This is a genomic window from Curtobacterium sp. 9128, from assembly GCF_007673775.1.
GTDB lineage: Bacteria > Actinomycetota > Actinomycetes > Actinomycetales > Microbacteriaceae > Curtobacterium.
The window spans coordinates 298,359-319,572 of record NZ_VEAF01000003.1 but is presented as its reverse complement, the minus strand read 5'-3'; the positions used below and the strand labels follow the sequence as shown (position 1 = coordinate 319,572).

18 protein-coding genes are annotated in these 21,214 nt (G+C 70.9%); 8 read left to right on the top strand and 10 right to left on the bottom strand.

Annotation, left to right across the window (positions count from 1 at the left end; translation table 11 throughout):
• The first annotated feature begins 9 nt into the window (after nucleotides 1-9).
• Nucleotides 10-930: a 2-hydroxyacid dehydrogenase gene (locus FS641_RS07740; RefSeq protein ID WP_144762360.1), complete on the top strand. Its 921-nt coding sequence runs from the start codon at nucleotides 10-12 to the stop codon at nucleotides 928-930.
• Between the two features lie 195 nt (nucleotides 931-1,125).
• Here FS641_RS07740 and FS641_RS07735 read toward each other — a convergent pair whose 3' ends face one another.
• Together FS641_RS07735 and FS641_RS07730 are read right to left on the bottom strand one after the other, a co-directional pair.
• Nucleotides 1,126-2,235, bottom strand: a complete 1,110-nt coding sequence (locus FS641_RS07735; protein ID WP_144762357.1) for a beta-propeller fold lactonase family protein — start codon at nucleotides 2,233-2,235, stop codon at nucleotides 1,126-1,128.
• The gene (locus FS641_RS07730) at nucleotides 2,232-2,537 is read right to left on the bottom strand and encodes a chorismate mutase (protein WP_144762355.1); all 306 of its coding nucleotides are present in this window, start codon (nucleotides 2,535-2,537) and stop codon (nucleotides 2,232-2,234) included. Before FS641_RS07730 ends, FS641_RS07735 begins: the two co-directional genes overlap by 4 nt.
• Nucleotides 2,538-2,615: 78 nt before the next feature.
• Here FS641_RS07730 and FS641_RS07725 point away from each other — a divergent pair, with 78 nt between their 5' ends.
• Entirely contained in the window at nucleotides 2,616-3,020 is a 405-nt protein-coding gene (locus FS641_RS07725) for a DUF1304 domain-containing protein (RefSeq protein WP_144762352.1), read from the top strand.
• 513 nt (nucleotides 3,021-3,533) lie between these two features.
• Here FS641_RS07725 and FS641_RS07720 read toward each other — a convergent pair.
• Nucleotides 3,534-4,550, bottom strand: a complete 1,017-nt coding sequence (locus FS641_RS07720; protein WP_260855731.1) for an iron-siderophore ABC transporter substrate-binding protein — start codon at nucleotides 4,548-4,550, stop codon at nucleotides 3,534-3,536.
• Between the two features lie 58 nt (nucleotides 4,551-4,608).
• Here FS641_RS07720 and FS641_RS07715 point away from each other — a divergent pair, with 58 nt between their 5' ends.
• Nucleotides 4,609-5,484 carry a shikimate dehydrogenase gene (locus tag FS641_RS07715; RefSeq protein WP_144762349.1) on the top strand — a complete coding sequence of 292 codons (876 nt, stop codon included), beginning with the start codon at nucleotides 4,609-4,611 and terminating at the stop codon, nucleotides 5,482-5,484.
• A gap of 9 nt (nucleotides 5,485-5,493) precedes the next feature.
• On the opposite strand, the gene FS641_RS07710 is transcribed toward FS641_RS07715, so the two are convergent.
• Together FS641_RS07710 and FS641_RS07705 are read right to left on the bottom strand one after the other, a co-directional pair.
• Nucleotides 5,494-5,883: a YchJ family protein gene (locus FS641_RS07710; protein ID WP_144762890.1), complete on the bottom strand. Its 390-nt coding sequence runs from the start codon at nucleotides 5,881-5,883 to the stop codon at nucleotides 5,494-5,496.
• Between the two features lie 25 nt (nucleotides 5,884-5,908).
• The gene (locus FS641_RS07705; RefSeq protein WP_144762346.1) at nucleotides 5,909-6,334 is read right to left on the bottom strand and encodes an organic hydroperoxide resistance protein; all 426 of its coding nucleotides are present in this window, start codon (nucleotides 6,332-6,334) and stop codon (nucleotides 5,909-5,911) included.
• Nucleotides 6,335-6,469: 135 nt separating this feature from the next.
• On the opposite strand from FS641_RS07705, the gene FS641_RS07700 reads away from it, so the two are divergent.
• Both FS641_RS07700 and FS641_RS07695 read left to right on the top strand, forming a co-directional pair.
• Nucleotides 6,470-7,294: an SOS response-associated peptidase gene (locus tag FS641_RS07700; protein WP_144762343.1), complete on the top strand. Its 825-nt coding sequence runs from the start codon at nucleotides 6,470-6,472 to the stop codon at nucleotides 7,292-7,294.
• A gap of 125 nt (nucleotides 7,295-7,419) precedes the next feature.
• A complete protein-coding gene (locus FS641_RS07695) occupies nucleotides 7,420-8,079 on the top strand; it encodes a peroxiredoxin-like family protein (RefSeq protein ID WP_144762340.1) in 660 nt (219 codons plus the stop codon).
• 163 nt (nucleotides 8,080-8,242) lie between these two features.
• Here FS641_RS07695 and FS641_RS07690 read toward each other — a convergent pair whose 3' ends face one another.
• Complete coding sequence (locus FS641_RS07690) at nucleotides 8,243-14,053, bottom strand: S-layer family protein (protein WP_144762337.1); 5,811 nt, start codon at nucleotides 14,051-14,053, stop codon at nucleotides 8,243-8,245.
• Nucleotides 14,054-14,248: 195 nt separating this feature from the next.
• Here FS641_RS07690 and FS641_RS07685 point away from each other — a divergent pair, with 195 nt between their 5' ends.
• The 3 genes from FS641_RS07685 to FS641_RS07680 all read left to right on the top strand — a co-directional run bounded on the left by FS641_RS07685 (nucleotide 14,249) and on the right by FS641_RS07680 (nucleotide 15,614).
• Nucleotides 14,249-15,100: a VanZ family protein gene (locus FS641_RS07685; protein ID WP_186317641.1), complete on the top strand. Its 852-nt coding sequence runs from the start codon at nucleotides 14,249-14,251 to the stop codon at nucleotides 15,098-15,100.
• Nucleotides 15,101-15,149: 49 nt separating this feature from the next.
• On the top strand, nucleotides 15,150-15,281 hold the full coding sequence (locus tag FS641_RS18425) for a hypothetical protein (protein WP_260855730.1): 132 nt from the start codon (nucleotides 15,150-15,152) through the stop codon (nucleotides 15,279-15,281).
• A 147-nt stretch (nucleotides 15,282-15,428) separates the two neighbouring features.
• Entirely contained in the window at nucleotides 15,429-15,614 is a 186-nt protein-coding gene (locus FS641_RS07680) for a hypothetical protein (RefSeq protein ID WP_144762331.1), read from the top strand.
• Between the two features lie 76 nt (nucleotides 15,615-15,690).
• On the opposite strand, the gene FS641_RS07675 is transcribed toward FS641_RS07680, so the two are convergent.
• The 4 genes from FS641_RS07675 to FS641_RS07660 form a co-directional block, all read right to left on the bottom strand.
• Nucleotides 15,691-16,236, bottom strand: coding sequence for a sortase (locus FS641_RS07675; RefSeq protein WP_144762328.1), 546 nt, complete (start codon nucleotides 16,234-16,236; stop codon nucleotides 15,691-15,693).
• Between the two features lie 443 nt (nucleotides 16,237-16,679).
• Complete coding sequence (locus FS641_RS07670) at nucleotides 16,680-18,428, bottom strand: DUF4012 domain-containing protein (protein WP_144762325.1); 1,749 nt, start codon at nucleotides 18,426-18,428, stop codon at nucleotides 16,680-16,682.
• A 175-nt stretch (nucleotides 18,429-18,603) separates the two neighbouring features.
• Complete coding sequence (locus FS641_RS07665; protein ID WP_144762323.1) at nucleotides 18,604-20,052, bottom strand: lipopolysaccharide biosynthesis protein; 1,449 nt, start codon at nucleotides 20,050-20,052, stop codon at nucleotides 18,604-18,606.
• Nucleotides 20,049-21,176, bottom strand: coding sequence for a glycosyltransferase (locus FS641_RS07660; protein ID WP_144762320.1), 1,128 nt, complete (start codon nucleotides 21,174-21,176; stop codon nucleotides 20,049-20,051). The genes FS641_RS07665 and FS641_RS07660 overlap by 4 nt, the downstream gene beginning before the upstream one ends.
• Nucleotides 21,177-21,214 lie beyond the last annotated feature (38 nt).

Sequence of the window (21,214 nt, the reverse complement as noted above, 5' to 3'; positions counted from 1 at the left end):
GCGGCAGCGATGTCGATCGTCACGCTGCCGTTCGCCGAGCTCGTCGACCGGTTCGGCTCCGTCCCGGACGGCGTCGAGCTGGACGTGTGGGACGTCGAGGCGCCCTACCCGCACCCCGACCAGGTCGCGATCACGTTCCTGCCGTTCTACTTCCAGGGGCGGCATCGGTGGCAGTACGTCCACGACCTACCGAACCTGGAGCTGCTGCAGCTGCCGAGCGCCGGGTACGAGCACGCCGTGCCGCACGTCCCTGGTCACGCTCTGCTGGCGAACGGTCGGGGCATCCACGACGACGAGACGGCCGAGCTCGCGGTCGGGCTCGCGCTGACGTCCCTCCGGGAGCTCGGCCAGTTCCAGTTCGACCGGGCCGACGGCGTCTGGGACGCTCGGCAGACACGGTCGCTGGCGGACCGGCGGGTGACCGTGGTGGGCTACGGCGCGATCGGCAGCGCCATCGCGACGCGCTTCGAGGCGTTCAACACCGAGGTGACGGTCGTCGCGCGGACCGCTCGGGAGCAGGACGGCCGGCAGGTGCATGCCTTCGGTGACCTGCCGTCGATCGCCCGCACGACGGAAGTCCTCGTGCTCATCGCCCCGCTGACGGACGAGACCGAAGGGCTCGTCGACGCGGATCTCCTCGCCGCACTGCCGGACGGCGCACTCGTGGTGAACGTCGCGCGCGGCAAGGTCGTCGACACCGATGCCCTCGTCGCGGAGCTCACGAGCGGTCGGCTCTCGGCAGCGCTCGACGTCACCGATCCGGAGCCGTTGCCCGAGGGGCACCCGCTCTGGACGACGCCGAACACCGTGTTGACGCCGCATGTGGGCGGGAACACGGACCTCAGCGTCCCGCGGTCGATCACGCTGATGCGGCGGCAGGTGGCCGCGCTGGCCGAGGGCCGCCCGTTCGAGAACGTCATCGAGCGCTGACGCCGGGCGGGCGTGGCTGGTCAGCCGCGGCCGCGCGCCCGGCGCTGGGCCGCGCGCCTGCGTCGTCGACGACCTCACGCACTGACCGACACTTCACGCGGTCTCGCGGGCGTGAGGTGTCGGTGACGCCGTGGAGTCGCTGCTCGGCGCCGAGCGGCGCACGCAGCCGAGCGGCGCACGCAGCCGGGCAGCTCGCTAGACGGCCACGATGCAGGCGGGGCTGCCGACGGCGATCTGGCCGACGGCCTCGCCGACCACCCCGTCGTCCCCGAGCGGCAGGACAGCGATCCCGTTCGACATCTGGTTCGCGACGAGCACGGCGCCGGGCACCAGTGCGAAGTGTCGCGGCCAAACGCCCCCGCAGGACACCGATCCGACGAACTCGAGCCCGCCGTCGGCCGCGGAGAGCGTGACGATGAGGTCCCGACCGCGCACGGCGACGAACACGCGCCCGTCGTCGTCGACCTCGATGTGGCTCAGCAGGGACTCCCCCACGGCGCCGTCGAAGGTCGGGGCCGAGGCGATGACCCGGAACGATCCCGACTCGTCGCGGCGCAGCCGGTACACGTGACCGTCGAGCTCCCCGGCGACCACGAGGTCTCCGTCGTACCAGGCCATGTGCCGCGGACCGACGCCGGGGCCGACGTGGTGCACCCGGACGAGCTGCAGCGTGACCGCGTCTGCGTCCGCACCGATGTCGACGCGGAACTCGTGCAGCGCATCGCCGCCGAGGTCCGCGACGAGCAGCGTGCCGTCGGGCGTCGCGATCGACTGGTGCGCGTGCGGTCCCTCCTGCCGGTCCTCGACGGGGCCGACGGTGTCGGGCAGCACCGCGATGTCGAACGCGGAGGGCGGCACGACGACGGAGTCCCCCGCGCCGTGGACCTCGACGCTCACGTCCCCGGCACCGTGCGCTCCGACGACGCCGTCGCTCGCGAGCACCGACGCCGCGTACGACTCGGCTGCGGCGAGGGAGACCGCGGTGACGGTTCCGGAGACGTAGTTCGTCAGCACGAGGGCACCGGACGGGTCGACCCGAACGTGGCACGGCGCGTCCCCGCCGGAGGGTGCGTCCCACAGGTGCTCGAGCGCGTGCTCCGTGCGGCGGAACGCGCTGACGCTGCCGTCGGCGGTCTCGGACACGGCGTACACGCGGTCGCCGGAGACGGCGAGGAACGAGGGGTCGTCGAGCACCGCCACGGTCGAGGCGACACCGTTCTCGACGATCGAGATCCCGGTCGCGGTGCCGCCGCCGGTCGCGGTGTACGAGCCGACGAGCAGGGTGGGGAGCTGCGGGAGCGTCACGCCTCGCCCTCGGCGATCTGCTCGTGGTGGTGGATGACCTCGGCGACGATGAAGTTCAGGAACTTCTCCGCGAACGCCGGGTCGAGGTGCGACTCCGCCGCGAGCGACCGGAGTCGGGCGACCTGCACCTGTTCGCGCGCCGGGTCGGCTGCGGGCATCCCGGCGCTGGCCTTGAGGTACCCGACCCGCTGCGTGTACTTGAAGCGCTCGGCGAGCATGTGGATCACGGCGGCGTCGATGTTGTCGATGCTCTGGCGGATGCTCTGCAGTTCCGCAACGGCCACTTCGTCGTACTCGCTCATGTCCCGAGCCTAACGGCCGCACCCTGGCCCCCAGGTGTCGGTTACGCAGTGGTGCAGAAGGCTGGGAGAATGGGGTCCATGTCGGCCCTCCTCGTCATCTCGAGCGTGTTCGCAGTCCTCGCCGGACTGGTGCACGTGTACATCTTCTTCCTCGAGTCGGTGGCGTGGACGAGTGAACGGGTGCGCAAGATCTTCGGCATCGCCTCGGACGCGGAGGCCCGTGCCACCAGGGGTCTGGCGTTCAACCAGGGCTTCTACAACCTGTTCCTGGCGATCGGCGCGATCCTCGGTGTCGTCTTCGTGATCGCGGGCAACGGCGCCACCGGGTGGACGCTCGTCGTGTTCGCGACCGCCAGCATGCTCGGTGCCGCGGTCGTCCTCGCCGGCACGGGTCGCCGCTACCTCAACTCCGCGTTCCTGCAGGGAGCGTTCCCGCTCATCACGCTGCTCTTCGCGTTCCTCGGGTCGATGTTCGCCAGCTGACCCTCGCGGTCGCCTCTCGCGAGCAGCGCACCGAGCCCCGAACTCCGCACCGTGCTCTCAGCACGGTGCACCGTTGGTTGACCGTGCGCCGTTGCCCGCCCCGTGCGAGGTCGTTGCGCGGCACCGCCCGACCAACTCCGCACCGAGCAGCAACGCCGCACCGTGCGAGGACGGCGCCGCCTGCTCTCCGCGGGCACGCCCTCCGCACCGTGCGCAGGTCGTCACCCCGTGCGCCGGTACACGCTCCGTGCGCGGACGTTGCGCGGCACCAAGCGACCAACCCCGCACCACGCGGAGCAACCCAGCACCGTGCGAGAACCGCCCGCACGAGCGCCCAGCCAACCCCGCACCGTGCGACAACCGCCCCCGCGCGCCCCACGCAACCCCGCACCGTGCACCGTGCACCGTGCACCGGTGGCCGCAACGCACGGGAGGCCCGACCCACCACCCACAGGACCGCATCCGGTCCCATGGGCGACGAGTCGGGCCTCCGAGCATCGGAGCTCCCGGGCGTCAGCCCAGCTTCGCCTGGAACTGGTCCGGCAGACGCTTCAGCGCCCACTCGATCGCAGCGGTCGTCCCCATCGAGAACGCCGACGACACGTCCTGGTCGTCGAACACGATGTAGTGGCCGGCCTCGACCGAGGGGACCTTCTGGAACAGCGGGTCGGACTCCGCCGCCGATGCCTTCACGTAGATCGGCAGGATCACCGTCAGGTCGGCGTCGAGCAGGTCGAGGTTTTCGTTCGACAGGTGCACGGAGAACTCCTTGCCGGCCTCCTGGTCGATCTTCGACGGGATCGTGAACCCGAGCTGCTGCATGAACTGCGCGCGGCTGTCGGCCGAGGCGTACGCCCCGAAGCCCTCGGACGTGTAGGCACCGATGACGGCGGTCTTGCCCGTGAAGTCGGGGTGTGCCTTGCGCGCTGCGGCGTAGGCGGAGTCGACGCCGGCGAGTAGCTTCTTGCCCTCGGCGACCTTGCCGAGCGCCTTCGCGATCATCGTGGTCTGCTGCTTGGTCGAGGCGAGGTAGTTCGCGGCACCCTTCGGCACGGCCACGGTCGGCGCGATCGCGGACAGCTTGTCGTAGCGGTCCTTGTCGCCGGAGGACTTCACGTCGAGGATGACGTCCGGCTTGAGCTTGATGATGTCCTCGTAGCTCGGCTCGAGGGTGTTGATGATCTTCGGCGACTTCTTGTAAGCCCCCTTGAGCCACGGCCCGACCCCGTCGCCACCGAACGCCAGCCAGTCGCTCGCGCCGACGGGCTGCACGCCGAGCTCGAGTGCCGTCTCGGCGTCACCCCACCCGAGCGCGACGACGCGCTTCGGCTGCGAGTCGATCGTCGTCGTGCCCATCGCCGTCGCGATCTTCACGGGGAAGGCCCCGTCCGACGACGAGCTCGAGGCCGACGACGACGTGGTGGACGAGCCGGAAGCGCAGCCGGCGAGGACGAGCGAGGCAGCCACGACGGCACCGGCCGCGGCGAGCACGCGGCCGAAGCGCCGCTTGGAGAGGGAGGAACGGATCACGTAGGTAAGGCTACCCTAACGGCTGGGCGCCCAGCCAGCGCGATTACGCTGACGCATCGTGGCAACGACGTACTCGGATCCCGACCGCACCCACCTCGCCGTGATCGGCTCACCGATCGCGCATTCGCTCTCCCCCGCGCTGCACCGTGCGGCCTACGAGGTGCTCGGGGTCCCGTTCACGTACGGGAGGCACGAGGTCGCGTCCGGCGAGCTGGACGCGTTCGTCGCGGGGCTGGGTCCAGAGCAGCGCGGGCTCAGCCTGACGATGCCGCTCAAGCGCGAGGTCCTGCCGATGCTCGACCGCACGACGCCGCTCGTCGACGAACTCGGGGTCGCCAACACGCTCGCCTTCCGCACCGAGGGGGACCGTGTCGTCCGGGCCGGCGCGAACACCGACGTCGAGGGGATCGTCCGTCCCGTCGAGGCGCTCGGGCACGTCCCGGGCGAGGCCACGATCCTCGGCGGCGGCGCCACGGCGGCGAGCGCTCTCACGGCGTCCCTGCGGCTCGGCGCCCGACTCGTCCGGGTGTTCCTCCGCGACACGGCGAAGGCGCGGGACCTCGTGACGCTCGCGACCCGGCTCGGCGTCTCGCTCGAGGTGCACCCCCTCGACGACCTCGAGCAGGCGGGGCCGCAGGGCTTCGTCGTCTCGACGCTCCCCGGTGGCGCCGCCGACGACCTGCCGCTGACGCCGTCGGGCCCCGACGCGCTGCTGTTCGACGTGGCGTACGAGCCGTGGCCGACCGCTGCCGCTGCACGGTGGCAGGGCGCGGGTGGTCGGGTGCTGAACGGCCTCGACATGCTGGCGGAGCAGGCGATCGGGCAGATCCGGTTCTTCCTCTCCGGGGACGACGACGAGCTCCTGCCCGACGAGGCCGCCGTCCGCCGGGCCATGCGCACCTCGGTGGGCCTGCCGGAGCACATCGGCGCCTGAGGCCGGCGGTCAGCCCTCCGCGACGACCCCGTCGACGTAGAACCAGCGCCCCTGCTCGCGCACGAAGCGGCTCGCTTCCTGCAGGGTTCCGCGGTCCTCCGGCGAGCGCCACCACGCTCGGAACGTGACCTGCCCGGCGGAGTCGAACGGGCCTCCATCCCGGGTGTCCAGGACGTCGAGGCGCGTCCAGCGCTGGTCCTCGTCGAGCTCGAGCGACGCGGGCCGCGTGCTCGGGTGCCACGACAGCAGCAGGTACTCGGGCAGACCGAGCGCGAACGCCGAGAACCGGGAGCGCATCAGCCGCTCCGCCGTCGGGGCCGCGGCTCCGGCGTGCAGGGGGCCGCAGCACTCGCCGTAGGGATTGCCGCTCAGGCACGGGCAGCGAGCGCCTGCGTCCAGGGCCGGGGTCACGGGGAAGGCCACCTCAGTCGACGAGCGACAGCGTCACGGTGATGTTGCCGCGCGTGGCGTTGGAGTACGGGCAGATCTCGTGCGCCCGCTCCGCCAGCCGCTGCCGCGCGGGTCCGTCGACGCTCGGCACGTAGACGTCGAGCTCCACGGCGAGGCCGAAGCCGCCGGAGCCGTTCCCGCCGATGCCGACCTCGGCCGAGACCTCGGCGCCGGTGGTGTCGAGCGAGAGCTCGCGGCCGGCGGCGTGCAGTGCGCCGAGGAAGCACGCGGCGTACCCGGCGGCGAAGAGCTGCTCGGGGTTGGTGCCCTCGCCGCTGCCGCCCATCTCCTTCGGCGGACGGGTGTCCAGGTCGAGCCGGTCGTCCTCGCTGCGGACGTGCCCGTCGCGGCCGCCTCCGGAGGCGTGGGCGACGGCGGTGTAGACGATGTCGAGACTCATGGCAGCAGATGACCGCCCCTGTCTGGACGAATGCTGACGAGCGGCTCCCCGGTGCGGACCGCGGACGACCGGGAGCGGACGCGTCGGGCGTGTCCGGGCCGAGCGCACGTCGGTGCCCCGCGGCACACTGGACCCATGTGTGGCCGCTTCGTCGTCTCCGACACCACCGCTGACCTGCTCCCCGAGCTCATCGGCGAGCTCGCCGACCGCACCGAGCACGTCGACGAGGACACCGGCGTCGTCGGCACCGGTCTGCTCACGAGCTGGAACGTCGCTCCGACCGACCCGGTGTCCGCCGTCCGACAGCGCCACGGCGACCGGGAACTCGCCGCGATCAGCTGGGGCTTCGTGCCGAGCTGGGCGAAGGACTTCACCCGGCAGCGCCCGAAGCCGATCAACGCCCGCATCGAGACCGTGGCGACGAGCGGCATGTTCAAGCGGGCGTTCGCGACGAGCCGGTGCATCGTCCCCGCGCTGGGCTACTACGAGTGGGTCGTGCGCGAGGACGGCAAGGAGCCACACTTCGTGCACGAACCGGGCGGCGCCCTCGCGATGGCCGGCCTCGTGAGCGCATGGCCCGACCCGACCAAGCCCGAGGACGACCCGGACAAGTGGCGGCTGTCGCTGGCGATCATCACCCGCGACGCCCACGTCGCCCCGGGCGAGGTGCACGACCGGATGCCGGCGTTCCTCACCCCGGACGGCTACGACGCCTGGCTCGGCGACGGCGGCGAGCGCACCGGCGAAGGCACCGGCACCGGCACCGGCAAGAGCACGGGCCCGAGCACCGACGACCTCCTCGCCCTGCTCGACCGGGAGTCCCTCGCGGTCGCCGCCGGCCTGGAGCAGTACGAGGTCGCCCGCACGGTCAACAGCGTCCGCAACGACGGCCCCCACCTGATCGACCCCGTGGACCACGACGAGCCGCGCGAGCCAGCCACGGACGCCACGCTGTTCTGAAGCGCACGCGCGACCCGCGACCGCGATGTGACACCCCGTGACACCACCCGTGTCACACGACGCACCGGCGTGCCTATGCTCCGGGAACCGGCGACCCGCGCCGGCCCGCTCCCGGAGGAGTCCCGATGCCCGAACCCCTGCTCGCCGACCAGGTCGCCTCGTTCAACGAGGGCTTCACCGCCCAGATCGGCCCGACGCTGTCCGCCGTCTTCGACCAGGAGCAGGCAGCGCTCCGGGCCGACGGCCTCCCGTCCGCCGTCCCCGGCGTCGGGCAGCGCTTCCCCGACGCCACCCTCCTCACCCCCGCGGGCACCGAGGTCACCCTCTCCGACGAACTGCGCGGTCGCCCGGCGGTCATCGTGTTCTACCGCGGCGCCTGGTGCCCGTACTGCAACCTGACGCTCCGCACCTACCAGCGCGACCTGCTCCCGGAGCTCACCGCCCGTGGCGTGCAGCTCGTCGCCGTCTCCCCGCAGACCCCGGAGGCGTCCGAGCAGGCGATCGCGAACGGCGACCTGGCGTTCCCGGTCCGCTCCGACCCGGGCAACGCCCTGGCGTCGGAGCTCGGCATCCTGACGGCACCCAGCCCGGAGGCGCGCGAGGCCCACACGGAGCTCGGCTTCGACGTCGCGGACAGCAACGCCGACCACACGGCGGGGATCCCGTTCCCCTCGGTCTTCGTCCTCGACGCGGCCGGCGTGGTCCGGTTCGTGGACGTCCACGTCGACTACACGGAACGCACCGAGGTCCAGACCGTCCTCACCGCCGTCGACGCGCTCGCCTGACACCGGACGCAAGCAGCGCACCGGACGCAAGCAGCGCACCGCCCAACGGCAGCGCACCGCACACGACGGCAGCGCCCGGCGCGCGAGCGCCGACAGACGGGAGGCCCGGATCACGTCCGCCACACGGCGGCGGTGATCCGGGCCTCCAGTCCGTCAGCCCGCGCTACCGCTCCGGGACGGCACCGACGCCGGTCCGGAGCGGACCGACCGGTCCCTGCTCCTCGCCGAGGCGCCGCGCCAGGAGCAGCAGCCCACCGGCCATCAGCAGCAGGAGCGCGCCGAGGCCGATCATGCCCACCGCCACGGTCGGACCGGTGAAGGCGAGCTGCCCCACCTGCAGGGTCCTCGGCGGCACCACCGGAGTGATGGCGGCAGCGGGCCCGGCGGTCGGACCACCGGCGGCGCCCGTCGCCCCTGCCGCGGCCGCGGTCACCAGGACGGCGTCGTGCGTGGACAGCACCGTGCCGGCGGCCGAGGTCGCCGTGACCCGGTACCAGTACGTCGTGCCGGCCGTGAGCCCGTCGATCGCCGAGCCCGTCAGCGGAGCCGCGACCGTGACGGTCCTGACGTCCTTCGACAGCCCCTGGTCGGTCGCGATGGTGACCTGGTACGACACGGCGCCGACGACCGACGGCCAGACGAGCTGCCCCGCGGTGCGCGAGGGCGACTGCACGTGGGTCGGGTTCACGGTGTGGATTGCGGTTACCGTGACGGGCGTCGTGGCCGTCGAGCCGAGGTACGTCGCGTCGCCGTCCCACGTCGCGGTGACCGTCACCGTGCCGGGTTCGATGACGTCCGTCGTGCAGGTCGACCCCGGCAGGGTGATCGTGCAGAGCGGTGCCCCGTCGACGGTCAGCGCGACGCTGCCGGTCGCTGCGGTGGGGAGGCCGCCGATCGTCAGCAGCGTGGCGGAGCCCCACACGTGCGACGGGCTCGCCGTGACGGTGAGCGCGGTCGCCGCCTTCCGGATCTCGACGGTGACCGGCGCCCCGGTCGACCCGGCGTGGTCCTGGTCGCCGGAGTACACCGGCGTGACCGTGTGCTCCCCGACGGGCAGGTCGGTCGGCGTGGTGCACGAGGTCGCCGGGAGCGTGACCGTGCACACCGGGTCGCCGTGCTCGTCCTCGAACGTGACCGTGCCGGTCGCGTCGGTGGGCAGCCCGGTGACGGGGAGCGTGACCGGGTCGCCGTAGGTGCCGGTGAGCGGCCCGCTGCCGCCCGTGCCGGTGCCGACGTTCGTCGCGGCCTTCGTCACGGTGAGCGTGGCCGGCTCGGCGGTGGTGTCGACCTCGTGCTGGTCGTCACCCCAGTACGTCGCGGTGAGCGTGTACGTGCCCGCGTGCAGGTCGACCGGCGTGGTGCAGCTGTCGCCCGGCAGCGGGATGGTGCAGATGACGACGGTGGTGTCGCCCGTGCGGGCGGCGACCGTGATCGTGCCGGTGGCGTCCTCGGGCACGCCGCCGATCGTCACCGAGGTGCCGGTGCCGTACGGCGTCGCCGGTGCCCCGGTGACGATGGTCAGGTCCGCGGAGGCCTTGGCGACCGCGAGCGTGACGGGCTCCGCGGTGGCCGCGCGGTGGTTGGCGTCCCCGGAGTAGACCGCCGTGAACGTGTACACGCCGGTGCGGAGCTTCTTCGACGTGTGGAACGGCGCCCCGGTCGCGGAGGCGTCGCCGGTCCCGAACTCGGTCGTCGTGCCGTGGGCGTCGACGGCCGTGTAGGTCACGGAGCCGGTGGCCGCCGTCGGCAGCCCCCACGCCTCGAGGGCCGCGGTGTTCCCGTAGGTGATCGTCCGCAGCGAGGTCCGGTCGACCGTCTCCTTCAGGGCGATCGTGGCCGGCGTGACCGTCAGCGACACGGCGGGAGCGGTCGCGGACTCGTGGTTCGCGTCGCCCTTCCAGGTCGCGGTGACCTGCACGGTACCGACGGCCTGGTCGGTCGGGGTGGTGATCGTCGGCTTCGCCGCCGTCGCCGTCCCGACGACGGTGCCGTCCGCGGTCGTGAACGTCACGACCGACGACGGGTCGGCGTCGGCCGGGAGGCCCGTGGCCGCGACGGTCGCGGACGTCCCGTACTCGACGGTGGCGGTCGACTGCCCGTCGACGGTGGCGCCGATGGCCGCGGTCGCCTTCGCGACCGTCACCGTCACCGGGGTGCTGGTGACGGCGGCGTGGTTCGCGTCCCCCTGCCACGACGCGGTGACGTCGTGCGTGCCGGCGGTCAGTGGTGCGTCCGGCGAGCAGCTCGCCGTGCCGTTCGTGATCGGGGCGGTGCAGAGCACGGTGTCGCCGTCGCGGAACTCGACGCTGCCGGTGGCGTCGGCGGGCAGGCCGCCGGCGGTCAGCGTGACGGGGTCGCCGTACATCGGGGTGGCGTCCGAGGTGCCGACGGTGATCGGTGCGACGGCCTTCTCGACCGTGATGGTCACGGCGTCGTGCGTGGTGTTCGGGGCGTTGTCGTGGTCGCCGCTGTAGGTCGCGGTGACCTCGTGGGTCCCGGCGGGGAGCCCGGCCGGCGTCGTGCACGAGGTCGCGGGCAGCGTCACGGTGCAGAGCACCACGGTGTCCGTGCCGGTGCCGGTCGTGAAGGTCACGGTGCCGGTGGCGTCGTCGGGGAGGCCGCTCACCGAGACGGTGGTCGGCGTGCCGTACGGCGTGGACGTCGACTGCCCCGAGCCCCCGGCGGACCCGGTCAGGGTCGGCTTGGCCTGCGCGACGACGAGCTCGACGGTCGGCGCGGTCGCCGCCGTGTAGCGGGTGTCACCCGACCAGACCGCGGTGACCGTGTAGTCGCCGGTCGAGAGCTTCTTCGACGTCGTGACCGGAGCACCCGCCGTGGAGGCGTCGCCGGTGCCGAGCGCGACGGTGGTGCCGTCGTGGTCGACGCCCGTGTACGTCACGGTGCCGGTGGCGCCCTTCGGCAGGCCGACGGTGCGGAGTGCGGCGGTGTCGCCGTGCGTGATCGTCGACGTGGTGGCGCCGTCGACCGTCTGCGTGATCGCGACGGTCGCCTTCGTCACCGTCAGCGTGGCCGCGCCGGACGTGCTGCCGGTGTGGTCCGCGTCGCCGGCCCACGTGGCCGTGAGCGCGAGGTCACCCACCGGCTGGTCCGTCGGGGTCGCGTACGTCGGGTCGCCGGCGGTCGCCGTCGCGACGGTCGCGCCGTCCGCGTCGCGGAACGTCACGGTGCTGGCCGGATCGGCATCGGCCGGGAGGCCCGTGGCACGGAACGTCGCAGCCGTCCCGTACGCGACGGTGGCGGTCTGGGCGTCCTGCACGGTCGCGCCGATCGCGGAGGTCGCCTTCGCGACGGTGAGGGTCACCGGCGCGCTGGTGGTCGCCGTGTGGTTCCCGTCGCCGTCCCAGCTCACGGTGACCGTGTGCTGCCCGGTGGTCAGGGGCGCGGCCGGCGTGCACGAGGCCGCCTGGTCGGCGATGGTCGCCGTGCAGAGGACGGTGGTGCCGTCGCGGAACGTCACGGTGCCGGATGCGCCGGCGGGCAGACCGCCGGTGCTGAACGTCACGGTGTCGCCGTGGACCGGGGTGGTCGTCGACGGCACGACGGTGATGGTTGCCGTGGCCCGCTCGACGGTCAGCGTCGCGGCGTCCGAGGTGGACGCGGCGTGGGTGGCATCGCCCGAGTGCGCGACCGTCACGACGTGCTGCCCCGCGGGCAGGTCGGCCGGGGTCGCGCAGCCGCTGCCGACCGCGACGGTGCAGAGCACGGTGCCGTCGACGGAGTACGTGAGCGTGCCGGTCGCGTCGGCCGGGAGGCCCGTGGTCGCGAGCGGTGCCGTCTGGCCGTAGGTGGTGGTCGCGGACGCGGAGCCGCCGATCGTCACCGACGGCGTCGAGCTGATCGTGGTGACGACGATGCGGGCGGCGTTCGTCGAGGTCGATGCGGCGTTGGCCTGGTCGCCCTCGTACGCGGCGGTCACGACGTGCTTGCCGATCGCGTACCCCGACGGGGTCGCGCAGCCCGTCGCTGCGTCGGATGCCGGCACGGTGCAGAGCGTGGTCGTCGTGCCGTTCGGGTCCTCGGAGGTGAAGGTCACGGTGCCGGTCGCACCCGCGGGCAGCCCCGTCGCGGTCACGGTCGCAGGCGAGCCGTACTCGACCTGCGCCGGGGACGCCTGCACCGAGAAGGACGTGCTGCGGGCGGAGGCGCTGACCACCTGGGTCGCGGTCGACCCGGCGTGGGTGGCGTCGCCGTTGTACGTCACGGTGATGGTGTGGTCGCCCTTGCTCGTCGGCACGTAGGCGCAGGTCGCGGTGCCGTTCTGCACGGCGACGTTCGCGCAGAGGACGGTGGAGCCCTCGGAGAACGTGACGGTGCCGGACGACACGGGGGTGCCCGAACCGTCGACCACGGTCGCGGTGACCGTGGTCGAGTCGCCGGCGACGACCTTCGTGCTGGACGCTGAGGCGGTGGTCGTCGTCGGGACCTTCGCGACGGTGAGCTGGGCGCCGGCCGGAGCCGAGCGCAGCGCGTCCGTCGAGGCGATGGTCGACGCGGCCTTCACGGTGGTGCCGATCGCCGCGGTGCCCGTGTACGGGATCGCGAGGTCCGGCAGGGCCTTGCCCGCGCCGACGTTCAGCGCGGAGGGTGTCGTGCAGACCACGGTCTGGCCGGTCGTCGAGCAGGAGTACGCGTCGGTGCTGAAGGTGCCGGACCTCGGCGTCACGCCGGAGTCGAACGTGGTGCTGATGCGGACCTTGCCGAGCTCGGCGCCCCCGTCGGTCGTGACGGCCGGGTGCACGGTGTAGGTGCCGGGAGCGCCCTGCTGCGGCGTGGCGTCGGAGACCTCGGCCGTGCCGGAGAGCACCGGGGTGCGGCCGTTCGCGGAGGTCGCGGTGAACTGGTTGACCTCGTGGACGTCGGTCGAGCCGCCGGTCGAGGCCACCCATCCGTACGTCAGCTTGTAGGGCAGGCCGGTGTTCGGGTCGTACCAGTCGGAGGAGACACCGGCGGCGGGCGTGGTGGCGAGGGACGGCAGCACGCCGGAGACGATCTTCGTGGTCGTCTGGCCGAGGGGCTTGGCGATGATCGCCCAGTGCTTGGCCTTGACGGTCTGCTGGGTGAGGGTGCCGCCGAAGCCGGAGGACGTGACGTCGGTGTCCGAGGTGTTCACGACGACCTCGACCGGCACGGTGCTGTTCGCGCGAGTACCGCCGCTGCCGGAGCTGAGGTTCGTGTTCGCGAGGGTGCCGGTGGTGTCCGTGTCCGGGGTGAGCAGGCAGTAGCCGTTGACGCCGTTGCCGGGGCCGCGCACCGAGATGCTCGGGGCAGCGTTCGACGCGGCGCAGGTCTTGCCCTGGTAGGTGGAGGCGCGGAAGTTGCCGAACGCGTCGAGGCCGAAGCCGAGGTAGCCGTTCGCGAGCCCGGGGGTGCCGTTGGTGGTGTCGGAGAAGTACGACGCCGAGTAGCCGAGCGAGCCGCCCTTCGCACCGATCTTCATCGGGACCTTCGGGTCGTACGGGTCGGTCGCGGCCAGGTAGAAGACGATGCCGTCCGCCCGGGATCCGCCGTACTGGTACGAGTTGAAGGTCACGTCGAGGCCCTGCCCCGTCGGGATCGCACCGGTTGCCCCGATGCCGCCCTCCTTGTCCTGCGTCTTGTCGGTGAGCCGCAGGGCGCCCTTGCCGGCGGCGTCCGGGGTGGTCCCACACCCGGGGATCGTGGTCCCGCTCGCGGTCCCCGTGGTGGACGAGGCCGTCAGGCACGCGGAGTTCGTCATCACGGTCGAGCCGTTGTTCGGCACGGCGGGCGCCTGCACGCCGGAGGCCGTGGCGTTCGTGAAGGTCTCGGCCGCGTAGCCGGAGACGTTGGTCGGGTCGAACGACGTCGCCGCGCTGGCCGCCGTCGTGGTGATGCCGACGGAGACACCGCCGAGGATCAGGGCCGCGCCGAGGACGGCGAGACGGCGGGCGTACTTCGGGCGCGCTCGATGACGAGCGCTCGCAAATGCGAACACGAGAAGAGAGGTCCTGTCGGGTCAGGGCGGAAGAAGACGACCCCGACCGTGCTGCATTCCGAGGCTCTCTCACGCTAGTGGCTGTGAATACTCCGAGACGGCTGTGACAGCGCCCCAGATCGGGGTACAGACATGTCCACCAGACGCCCCGCCGCTCCCCCGTCCAGGAGCCGTGGCACGGTAACGTCAGCCGACATGACGCCCTCGGCCCGCACCGCGCTCGCCCGCGCGGTCCTGACCCTCGGGCTCGCCGTGGTGATCGCGCTCGCGTCGCTGCCCTGGGTGGTGACCGCGGCCCTGGACGCGTTCCACGCCGTGGTGACGGTGCTCCGACAGGCCGGGCACGGCCTCCTGTCCGTCGAGGACGGCTTCGTCGACGCGATGGCCGTGACGGCGGTGACCATCCCGCTGCCCGCGCTGCTCGCCGCCGCTGTGCCGACGAACGCTCGGCGTGCGACGGGGTGGGCGGCGGTGGGGACGCTGCTCGTCGTCAGCGTCCTGGCGATCCGGTCGACGACACCGGGGGCGACGTGGCGGTCACTCGTGCTCGCGGCCGCGGCCGGGATCCTGCTGGGGTGGCTGGCGCTCGGCGCCGTGCACGCGCGAGGGGCGCTGCCGACGGAGCGGAGCCGGCGGGTCGCGACGTGGGTGATCGTCCTCTACGGGATCGGGGTGGCCTTCGTCGGGTTCTGGGGGTCACCCGTCGACGCGGGGGCGCACCCGTGGCTGCTGCAGCTGCTCGACCGCGTGCACCGGGTCGGCGTCCCCGGGTGGTTCGGGTACGGGGCGCTCGAGTTCAGCGCGAACGTGCTGTTCTTCGTGCCGCTCGGGTTGCTCGTGGTGCTGCGGCTCGGGGCTCGCCGGTGGTGGGTCGGCGCGGCAGCGGGACTGGTCGTCAGCGCCGTGATCGAGACCGGGCAGGCGCTGTTCCTGCCGGCGCGGTACGCCTCGCTCGACGACGTGCTGTCGAACACGTGCGGGGCCGTGGTCGGGGCACTCGTGGGCGCCGTCGTGCTCGGGTGGGCTGCACGTCTCCGCAGGCGCTGAGCGGGCACGGCGGGGTCCCGGCACATGTTCGTGCCGCACACTCCCCCGCATGAGCAACCGTTCGCAGGGCTCCCGCCCGCCGAAGCGCCCGGGTCGCACCCCACCCTGGCTGTGGGTCATGCTCGCCGTCGTGGCGGTGGCGGCGGTCGTCCTGGTGGTGCTGGCGCTGCTGACGCGCTGAACCGCCCGCGTCAGCGGAGCCTCCGGCACCCGCGCCGCTGCGGAAGCCCGCAACCGACCGGGGATCCCGCAGTTGCGCGTGCGGGGCACCGCAGGAGCGGGCCGCGCACCTTCCGCCAAGCCGACACCGCTCCGTATCGTCCCGATCATGACCCGAACCCGCAGCACGAGCGACGTGTACCCGACACGTGCGAGCTCGGCCTACGCGTACCACTCGTCCGTGCCGCTGACCGAACGACAGGTCAAGCGTGCGACCGTCTTCCCCTGGTGGATCTGGGCCGTCGCCCCGTTCTTGACGGTGGGCGTCGTCGCCGCCATGCTCCAGGCGGTCTGATCCGGCGCGCTGCCCCACGACACGACGACGCCCCCGGAGCCGATGGCTCCGGGGGCGTCGTGCAGTGTGTCGAGACTCAGACGGTCTCGCGCTGACGGCGGACCGAACCGCGGACGACGAGCAGGCCACCGCCGAGGACGATCGCGCCGCCGCCGACCCAGAGGGCGAGGGCGGAGACGGTCGAACCGGTGAAGGCGAGGGTGCCGTTGGTGCCGGTCGCAGCAGCGCCAGCAGCGTCAGCCGGACGCGCCGTGATGGCCGCCTGGCCGACGTTGCCCGAGGTCGCGCCCGTCGCGGTCAGAGTGTAGGTGCCCGAGGCGCCGACCGGCAGGGTGACGCGCGGCGAGACCGAACCGTTGGCGGAAGCCGTGTAGGCCTTCGAGACCGTGGTGGTCGGGAGGGCACCGAGGGTGACCGCACCGGCGCCGGTGACCGAGATGTTGACGGTCTCGTTGCCGACGAAGGAGCCCGGGCCGAAGGTGATGATCGTCGTGCCACCGGCGACGGAGCTGCCGGAGACCGAGACGTTGGACGACGGAACGTAACCGGCGGCGTTGGCAGCAGCCGGCGTTGCGATGAGTGCTGCGCCTGCCAGCACGATCGCAGCGATGAGCTTCTTCATGAAGTTTCCCCTAGTGATCTGATCCTTCAGACCCTGAGTTCAAGGCCCGCACCCCCGTCGCAACCTGCCCTGGCCGTGGTGAAAGTGGCGGGCGTCATGACGAAGTTCCCTCAAGGTACCTGACGCTCCCAGCGTCTTGCCACTTCTCCCGGATGAATTCCTCGGGCTTACATGTCGTCCCTGTTTCGGGGGATGGCTGCCCTCGGAGGCAGCAGTGGAACGGTCGTTCTACCGCGACCAGGAAAACCCCAGTTCACGTGCGATTGCGTCTTTCATCTCGGCCATTGCGTCATCGCTGGGGTCCCCCTGGGAATGCTGTCTGCGCGACCAGCTTCGAAATCGAGGCCCCCCGAAGAGGGGGCAGCATGATCGCGCGTTCTGGACGAATCGCAGGCCGATCTGGTCCGTTCGCCCGTCAGACCTGCGCTAGAGTCCGCTCCGCTTCAGCCGATCGCCGGGTCCGAGCAGTCGACCGTGAGCGGCTCGACCGTGCTCTGCTGCACCCCGGGCGTCGACCGGACCTGCAGCGCGGCGTTCGCGAACTTCGCGTCGCCGAGGAACGCGACGCGGAGCGTCGTGCTCTGCCCCGGCGCGAGCAAGGTGGCGATCTGCGCGACCGGGTAGCCGTCGTCGGTCGCCGTGTGCACCGTGGCCGGCTTGCCGTCCTCGGTCGACCCGAGGTAGATCGCGTTCGTCGGCGCGTACACACCGACGATCGTGCCGACCTTGCCCGGCTCGACACCGAAGTCCCCGCCACCGGTGACGTACTCCGGCAGTGCCGTGGCGGCGTCCGCCGGCGCGGTGTTCTTGAGCGTGACCTCGACGATCGACGTCGGGCGGCCGTCCTTCCGGCACACCCCCGCGCCGACCGAGATCGTCTTCTGCAGGTAGTAGTCCATCTTCGCGCCGGTCGCGTCGTTGAGGTAGACGCCGAACTGCCGGGTCTGCGCGCTGGCGGTGGGCAGCTCACCGGCGAGCACCGTGCCGCTGATCTGCCGCTGCTCGGACTCGGTCGCGCTCCACAGCCGCAGGCGGCCCTCGCCGGCACCCTTCGTGATGGCGGCGATGAACGCCTTGGGGTCGAAGCCGCCGCTCGAGACCTTGTCGAAGACGGCACTCGCCGCCGATGCGAAGAACGCGTCCTGCACCTTCGGGTCCGGGTACTTGGCGTAGACGTCGCTCAGCAGCAGCGTGACCGCGTTGTCCGACGTCAGGGTGTCCCCGGTCGGCAGCTGCACCGGGCCGGTGGCCTTGAGCAGGTAGCTCAGGGTGACCGGGTCCATCGCCAGGACGCCGTCGACCTGCTCGCCGAACTTCTGCTGCCACATCGCCTGGGCCAGCTTCGCCGAGACGTCGAACCGCGGCGTCAGGGTGACGTCCTGCATGTACTCGCCGGTGATCTTGCCGTACAGCCCGACGGTCTGGTCGCTCAGCGGCAAGACTGGCTCGTCGAAGTGCCCGAAGTCCGCAGTCGACGCCTGGTTCTGCAGGTGGATTGACCCGTCCTGAGCCTGGAGGAGCGCCACGGCTCCCGGGATCCCCCCGCCCGCGCGCAGCTCGGCGTTGTTCTGGAACAGCAGCAGGTAGTTCCGGTCACCGTCGTGACCGAGCATCGCCGGCGCCAACTCCACGACTCGGTTCGCCACGTCGACCTGCGCCGACGCCGACTGCAGTGCGTTCCGCAGCTGCCCGACGGCCGTCGTGATCGGCGAGAGCGTCCCACTCGTGTCGATCGCCTTCGCATCCTTGGCCGCCTTTGCCAGCGTGGACGTCGCGCGCGCCACCGCAGGCTGCGCCTGCTCGATCGGTTCGAGGTCGACCTTGCCGTCCTTCGGCGCGAACGAGTCGGTGCCGAAGGTCCCGACCACCCCGGCGACCGGCTTGATCGCGCCTCGAGCGACGTCGTCGACCACCGCGGACACCTCGCGCATCGCGCGGAAGTTCGCCCCGACGAGCGGCGTGTACTGCGCGACTCCCCACACCGGGTCGGACGTCAACGACCGCGCCGCAGACGCCTCGTCCTCGAGCCTCGCCGCGGACTGCTGCACACCCGCGGTGTCACCACTCGTCAGCTGCGACCGCAGCGTGCTCACGTCGGCGACGGCCCGCTCCAGGTGCCCCTTCGCGAGCACACCACGCACCCCCACCCAGGCGACGGCGAGGATCACGAGCAGGACGAGGGCAAGGACCACCCACAGAACGATCCGGGCCCTGTTCCCCCGGCGTACTGCAGTGTGTCCCGACTCGGGCAGGTCGGACATGGGGCGAGTCTACGGTCGTGCGTCCGCCTTGACGCCTCTTGGCGGAAAGAGTCTGCATGTCATCAGAACGCCACCACTCTCACCGTCCCGCAGCGCGAGCGTGGCTTCACGCGCCCGATCGCCCCGCCAAGGACCTCACCACACTGGCAAGGGAAGCGACGTCCCGACGCACCGCCGGCACCAGGAGTGAACACGCGAACACGGCGGACCACACGACTCCGAGGCCGACGACCTGACCCAATTCGCCGATCTGCCCCAGGAAGGGCCGAAGGAACGCAGCGACGGCAGTCGCGCTGGTCAACACCAGCATCGGGCGAATCAGGCTCCCGAGGAGACCCTCATTGCCCATGGCACGGACGGACACGACCAAGAGCGCCGTCAACACGAGGATCTGCCCTCCTGCAACGACGAGAGCTACGACAGAAGGACCTCGCGGAGCCGCGAACAGTAGACCGGCCAACATGATCAAACGGGGTCCGAGTTCCGCGTAGAAGAGGACGCGCGTCTTCCCGAGCGCGAGGAGCGCCCAATAGAACGGGTAGCCACCTACCTGGAACAGCGCAGCTACTGCAAGAACCTGGAGCAACCCCGCAGCGCCGACCCACTCCGACCCAAGAATCCACGGCAGAGCGACTGGTGCCTCGACGAAGAGGAGCCCCAGAACAGACCCGAGGCCGTAGAGCAGGACTGTTTGCACACGTCCGATCTGCGCTCTCAACAGCTGACCGTTACGTGCAGCCGCAGCGAGCGAAGGCAGGAACACTCGCGTCAGAGGAGAAGCAACTTGCTGAATCGGGGTGAAGGCGAATTGATACGCACGATTGTAGAGACCAAGCGCAGACGCCCCGCTCGCCCGGCCAAGGAGGATCGAGTCGAGATTGGCACTGAGGTAGTTGATGACCTGCGTGCCGAACGTGTAGGCACCGAAGGTCATGAACGGGCGCAAGCCCTCGGTGAGGCGAGGACGCCCGGGCCGCCAGGATACGCAGTACAACATCACGAACAGCGGAACGACCGCGATGGTGAGCTGCATCCAAACCAGAGACCAGTACTGCAGGCCGCAGAGGATGCAGACGAATGCAACGACCATCCCAATGAACTGTGCAATTACGTCCTGCCCTGCAAGTAACCCGAACCTCCCTTGACGAGTGAGTTCGACCCGGTACTGAACGCCGACGCCGTTGAACACGAACGAAACGCTCAGCAACGCAACGACCGCGCCGACCGCTTCGTTGCCGTAGAACGCCGCTACGAGTGGAGCACTCGCGAACACGGCGCCGGCTATCGCCACTCCGAGCGCGGTGTTGACCCAGAACAAAGCCGAGCGCTGGCCGTCGGACAAAGACGGAGCCTGGATCGCAGCCAGAGACAATCCGAAGTCACCGACCACGAAGGCCACGCTCGTGATCGCGGTGGCCATCGTCATGATTCCGTAGTCCGCTGGAGAGAGCAATCGAGAGAAGAGCACCAGCGCGATGATCTGAAGAATGTACCTAGTCCATTGGCCGCCAAGCGTCTTTGCGCTGTCTCTCGCAACGGAACCAACCCCCCTCACGACGCGTGCTCCGAAAAGAAAACACTATTCCGGTCGGAATGGGCGATGAGTTCGCGGCGCACTTCTGTCGAACCCCGGAAGGAGTTCAGGAGGGCACCCCGCCGCCTCCTGGAGTACGGCGTTTCGCCGAGTTCGCGATAAACCAGCGCGTGCAGAGAACGGATCTTCGCGGGGGATCGCCGGCCCATCGCATCTCGCAGAGCACCCCCGTTCAACTGCGCACTGTCCGGCACCTCCAAATCTCGCGCCGTCAACGGAGCAACGAACGTCTGCACCCACGCTCCAAATTCTCGTCGAAGCGCCGACGTCGCCGCGGTCGAGGGTACGAGCACCGGCCTCTCACACGACAGGGCATGGAGAAGAGCACCTGAGTTGTACAAGTTCCGATAAGGAAGAACCACCATCGACGATGAGGAGACCAGGCGCTCGAGTGCGTCCTTCGGCAAGAATTCGGGAACGAGCGTTACTCCCGGTAGATCGGAGATGACCGTCCGGAGGTCCGCAACGTAGTCGCGATCGGCAGGGGCTCCCGCGATGACAAGTGGCGGCTGGGAACGTTCCGCGGAACTGAGCGAGCTGTATGCATCAATCAGTTCCGTGATGCCCTTGTAAGGACGAAGCAGTCCAAAGAAGAGCAGCGAGGGCGAGGCAGGATCAGCAGGCTTCACGAGGCTCGCCGGAGCGTAGGAGGAATGCAGGATCACAACGCCGCGGCGATAATCATTCTCGCCCGACTCGTTGAGGAAGATTGTCAGGTTGGCGAGCCGCCGCAAGAGCGCTTCGCTCCACCGGGAAGCTCGGCCGACGTCCTCATGGGCACGCAGGTTGTGCACGGTACGGATGACCGGCGTTCGCGTGACGACGAGGCGCAGGACGAACATGCCAAGCAGGATCAAGTTACCCAAGCGACGAATGCGGCCTGGCGAAGCCAGGAGCAGCTCGGGCCAATGCAGATGGAAGATTTGATAGCGCCCGAACACCGCAAAGCCCCACGAGAAGTACCGGAACGAACTCGCCCCGTGTTCCGGGAGCAAAGTCGCCAGATACTCGTTGTCGTCAACGTTCCCCGCACGAAAAGAGTAGAGAACGCGCGGACCCGTGCGTGGTCGTCTTGCGACTGTCATTCGGGGAGCCTCGTCACTGGAACGGGTGGTGATAGTCG

Excerpts from the sequence above, each read along its gene's own strand:
- FS641_RS07730 (WP_144762355.1), bottom strand. The coding sequence starts at position 2,537 with ATGAGCGAGTACGACGAAGTGGCCGTTGCGGAACTGCAGAGCATCCGC.
- FS641_RS07660 (WP_144762320.1), bottom strand. The coding sequence starts at position 21,176 with ATGACAGTCGCAAGACGACCACGCACGGGTCCGCGCGTTCTCTACTCT.
- FS641_RS07725 (WP_144762352.1), top strand. The coding sequence starts at position 2,616 with ATGTCGGCCCTCCTCGTCATCTCGAGCGTGTTCGCAGTCCTCGCCGGA.
- FS641_RS07695 (WP_144762340.1), top strand. The coding sequence starts at position 7,420 with ATGCCCGAACCCCTGCTCGCCGACCAGGTCGCCTCGTTCAACGAGGGC.
- FS641_RS18425 (WP_260855730.1), top strand. The coding sequence starts at position 15,150 with ATGAGCAACCGTTCGCAGGGCTCCCGCCCGCCGAAGCGCCCGGGTCGC.
- FS641_RS07680 (WP_144762331.1), top strand. The coding sequence starts at position 15,429 with ATGACCCGAACCCGCAGCACGAGCGACGTGTACCCGACACGTGCGAGC.
- FS641_RS07685 (WP_186317641.1), top strand. The coding sequence starts at position 14,249 with ATGACGCCCTCGGCCCGCACCGCGCTCGCCCGCGCGGTCCTGACCCTC.
- FS641_RS07700 (WP_144762343.1), top strand. The coding sequence starts at position 6,470 with ATGTGTGGCCGCTTCGTCGTCTCCGACACCACCGCTGACCTGCTCCCC.
- FS641_RS07705 (WP_144762346.1), bottom strand. The coding sequence starts at position 6,334 with ATGAGTCTCGACATCGTCTACACCGCCGTCGCCCACGCCTCCGGAGGC.
- FS641_RS07675 (WP_144762328.1), bottom strand. The coding sequence starts at position 16,236 with ATGAAGAAGCTCATCGCTGCGATCGTGCTGGCAGGCGCAGCACTCATC.
- FS641_RS07740 (WP_144762360.1), top strand. The coding sequence starts at position 10 with ATGTCGATCGTCACGCTGCCGTTCGCCGAGCTCGTCGACCGGTTCGGC.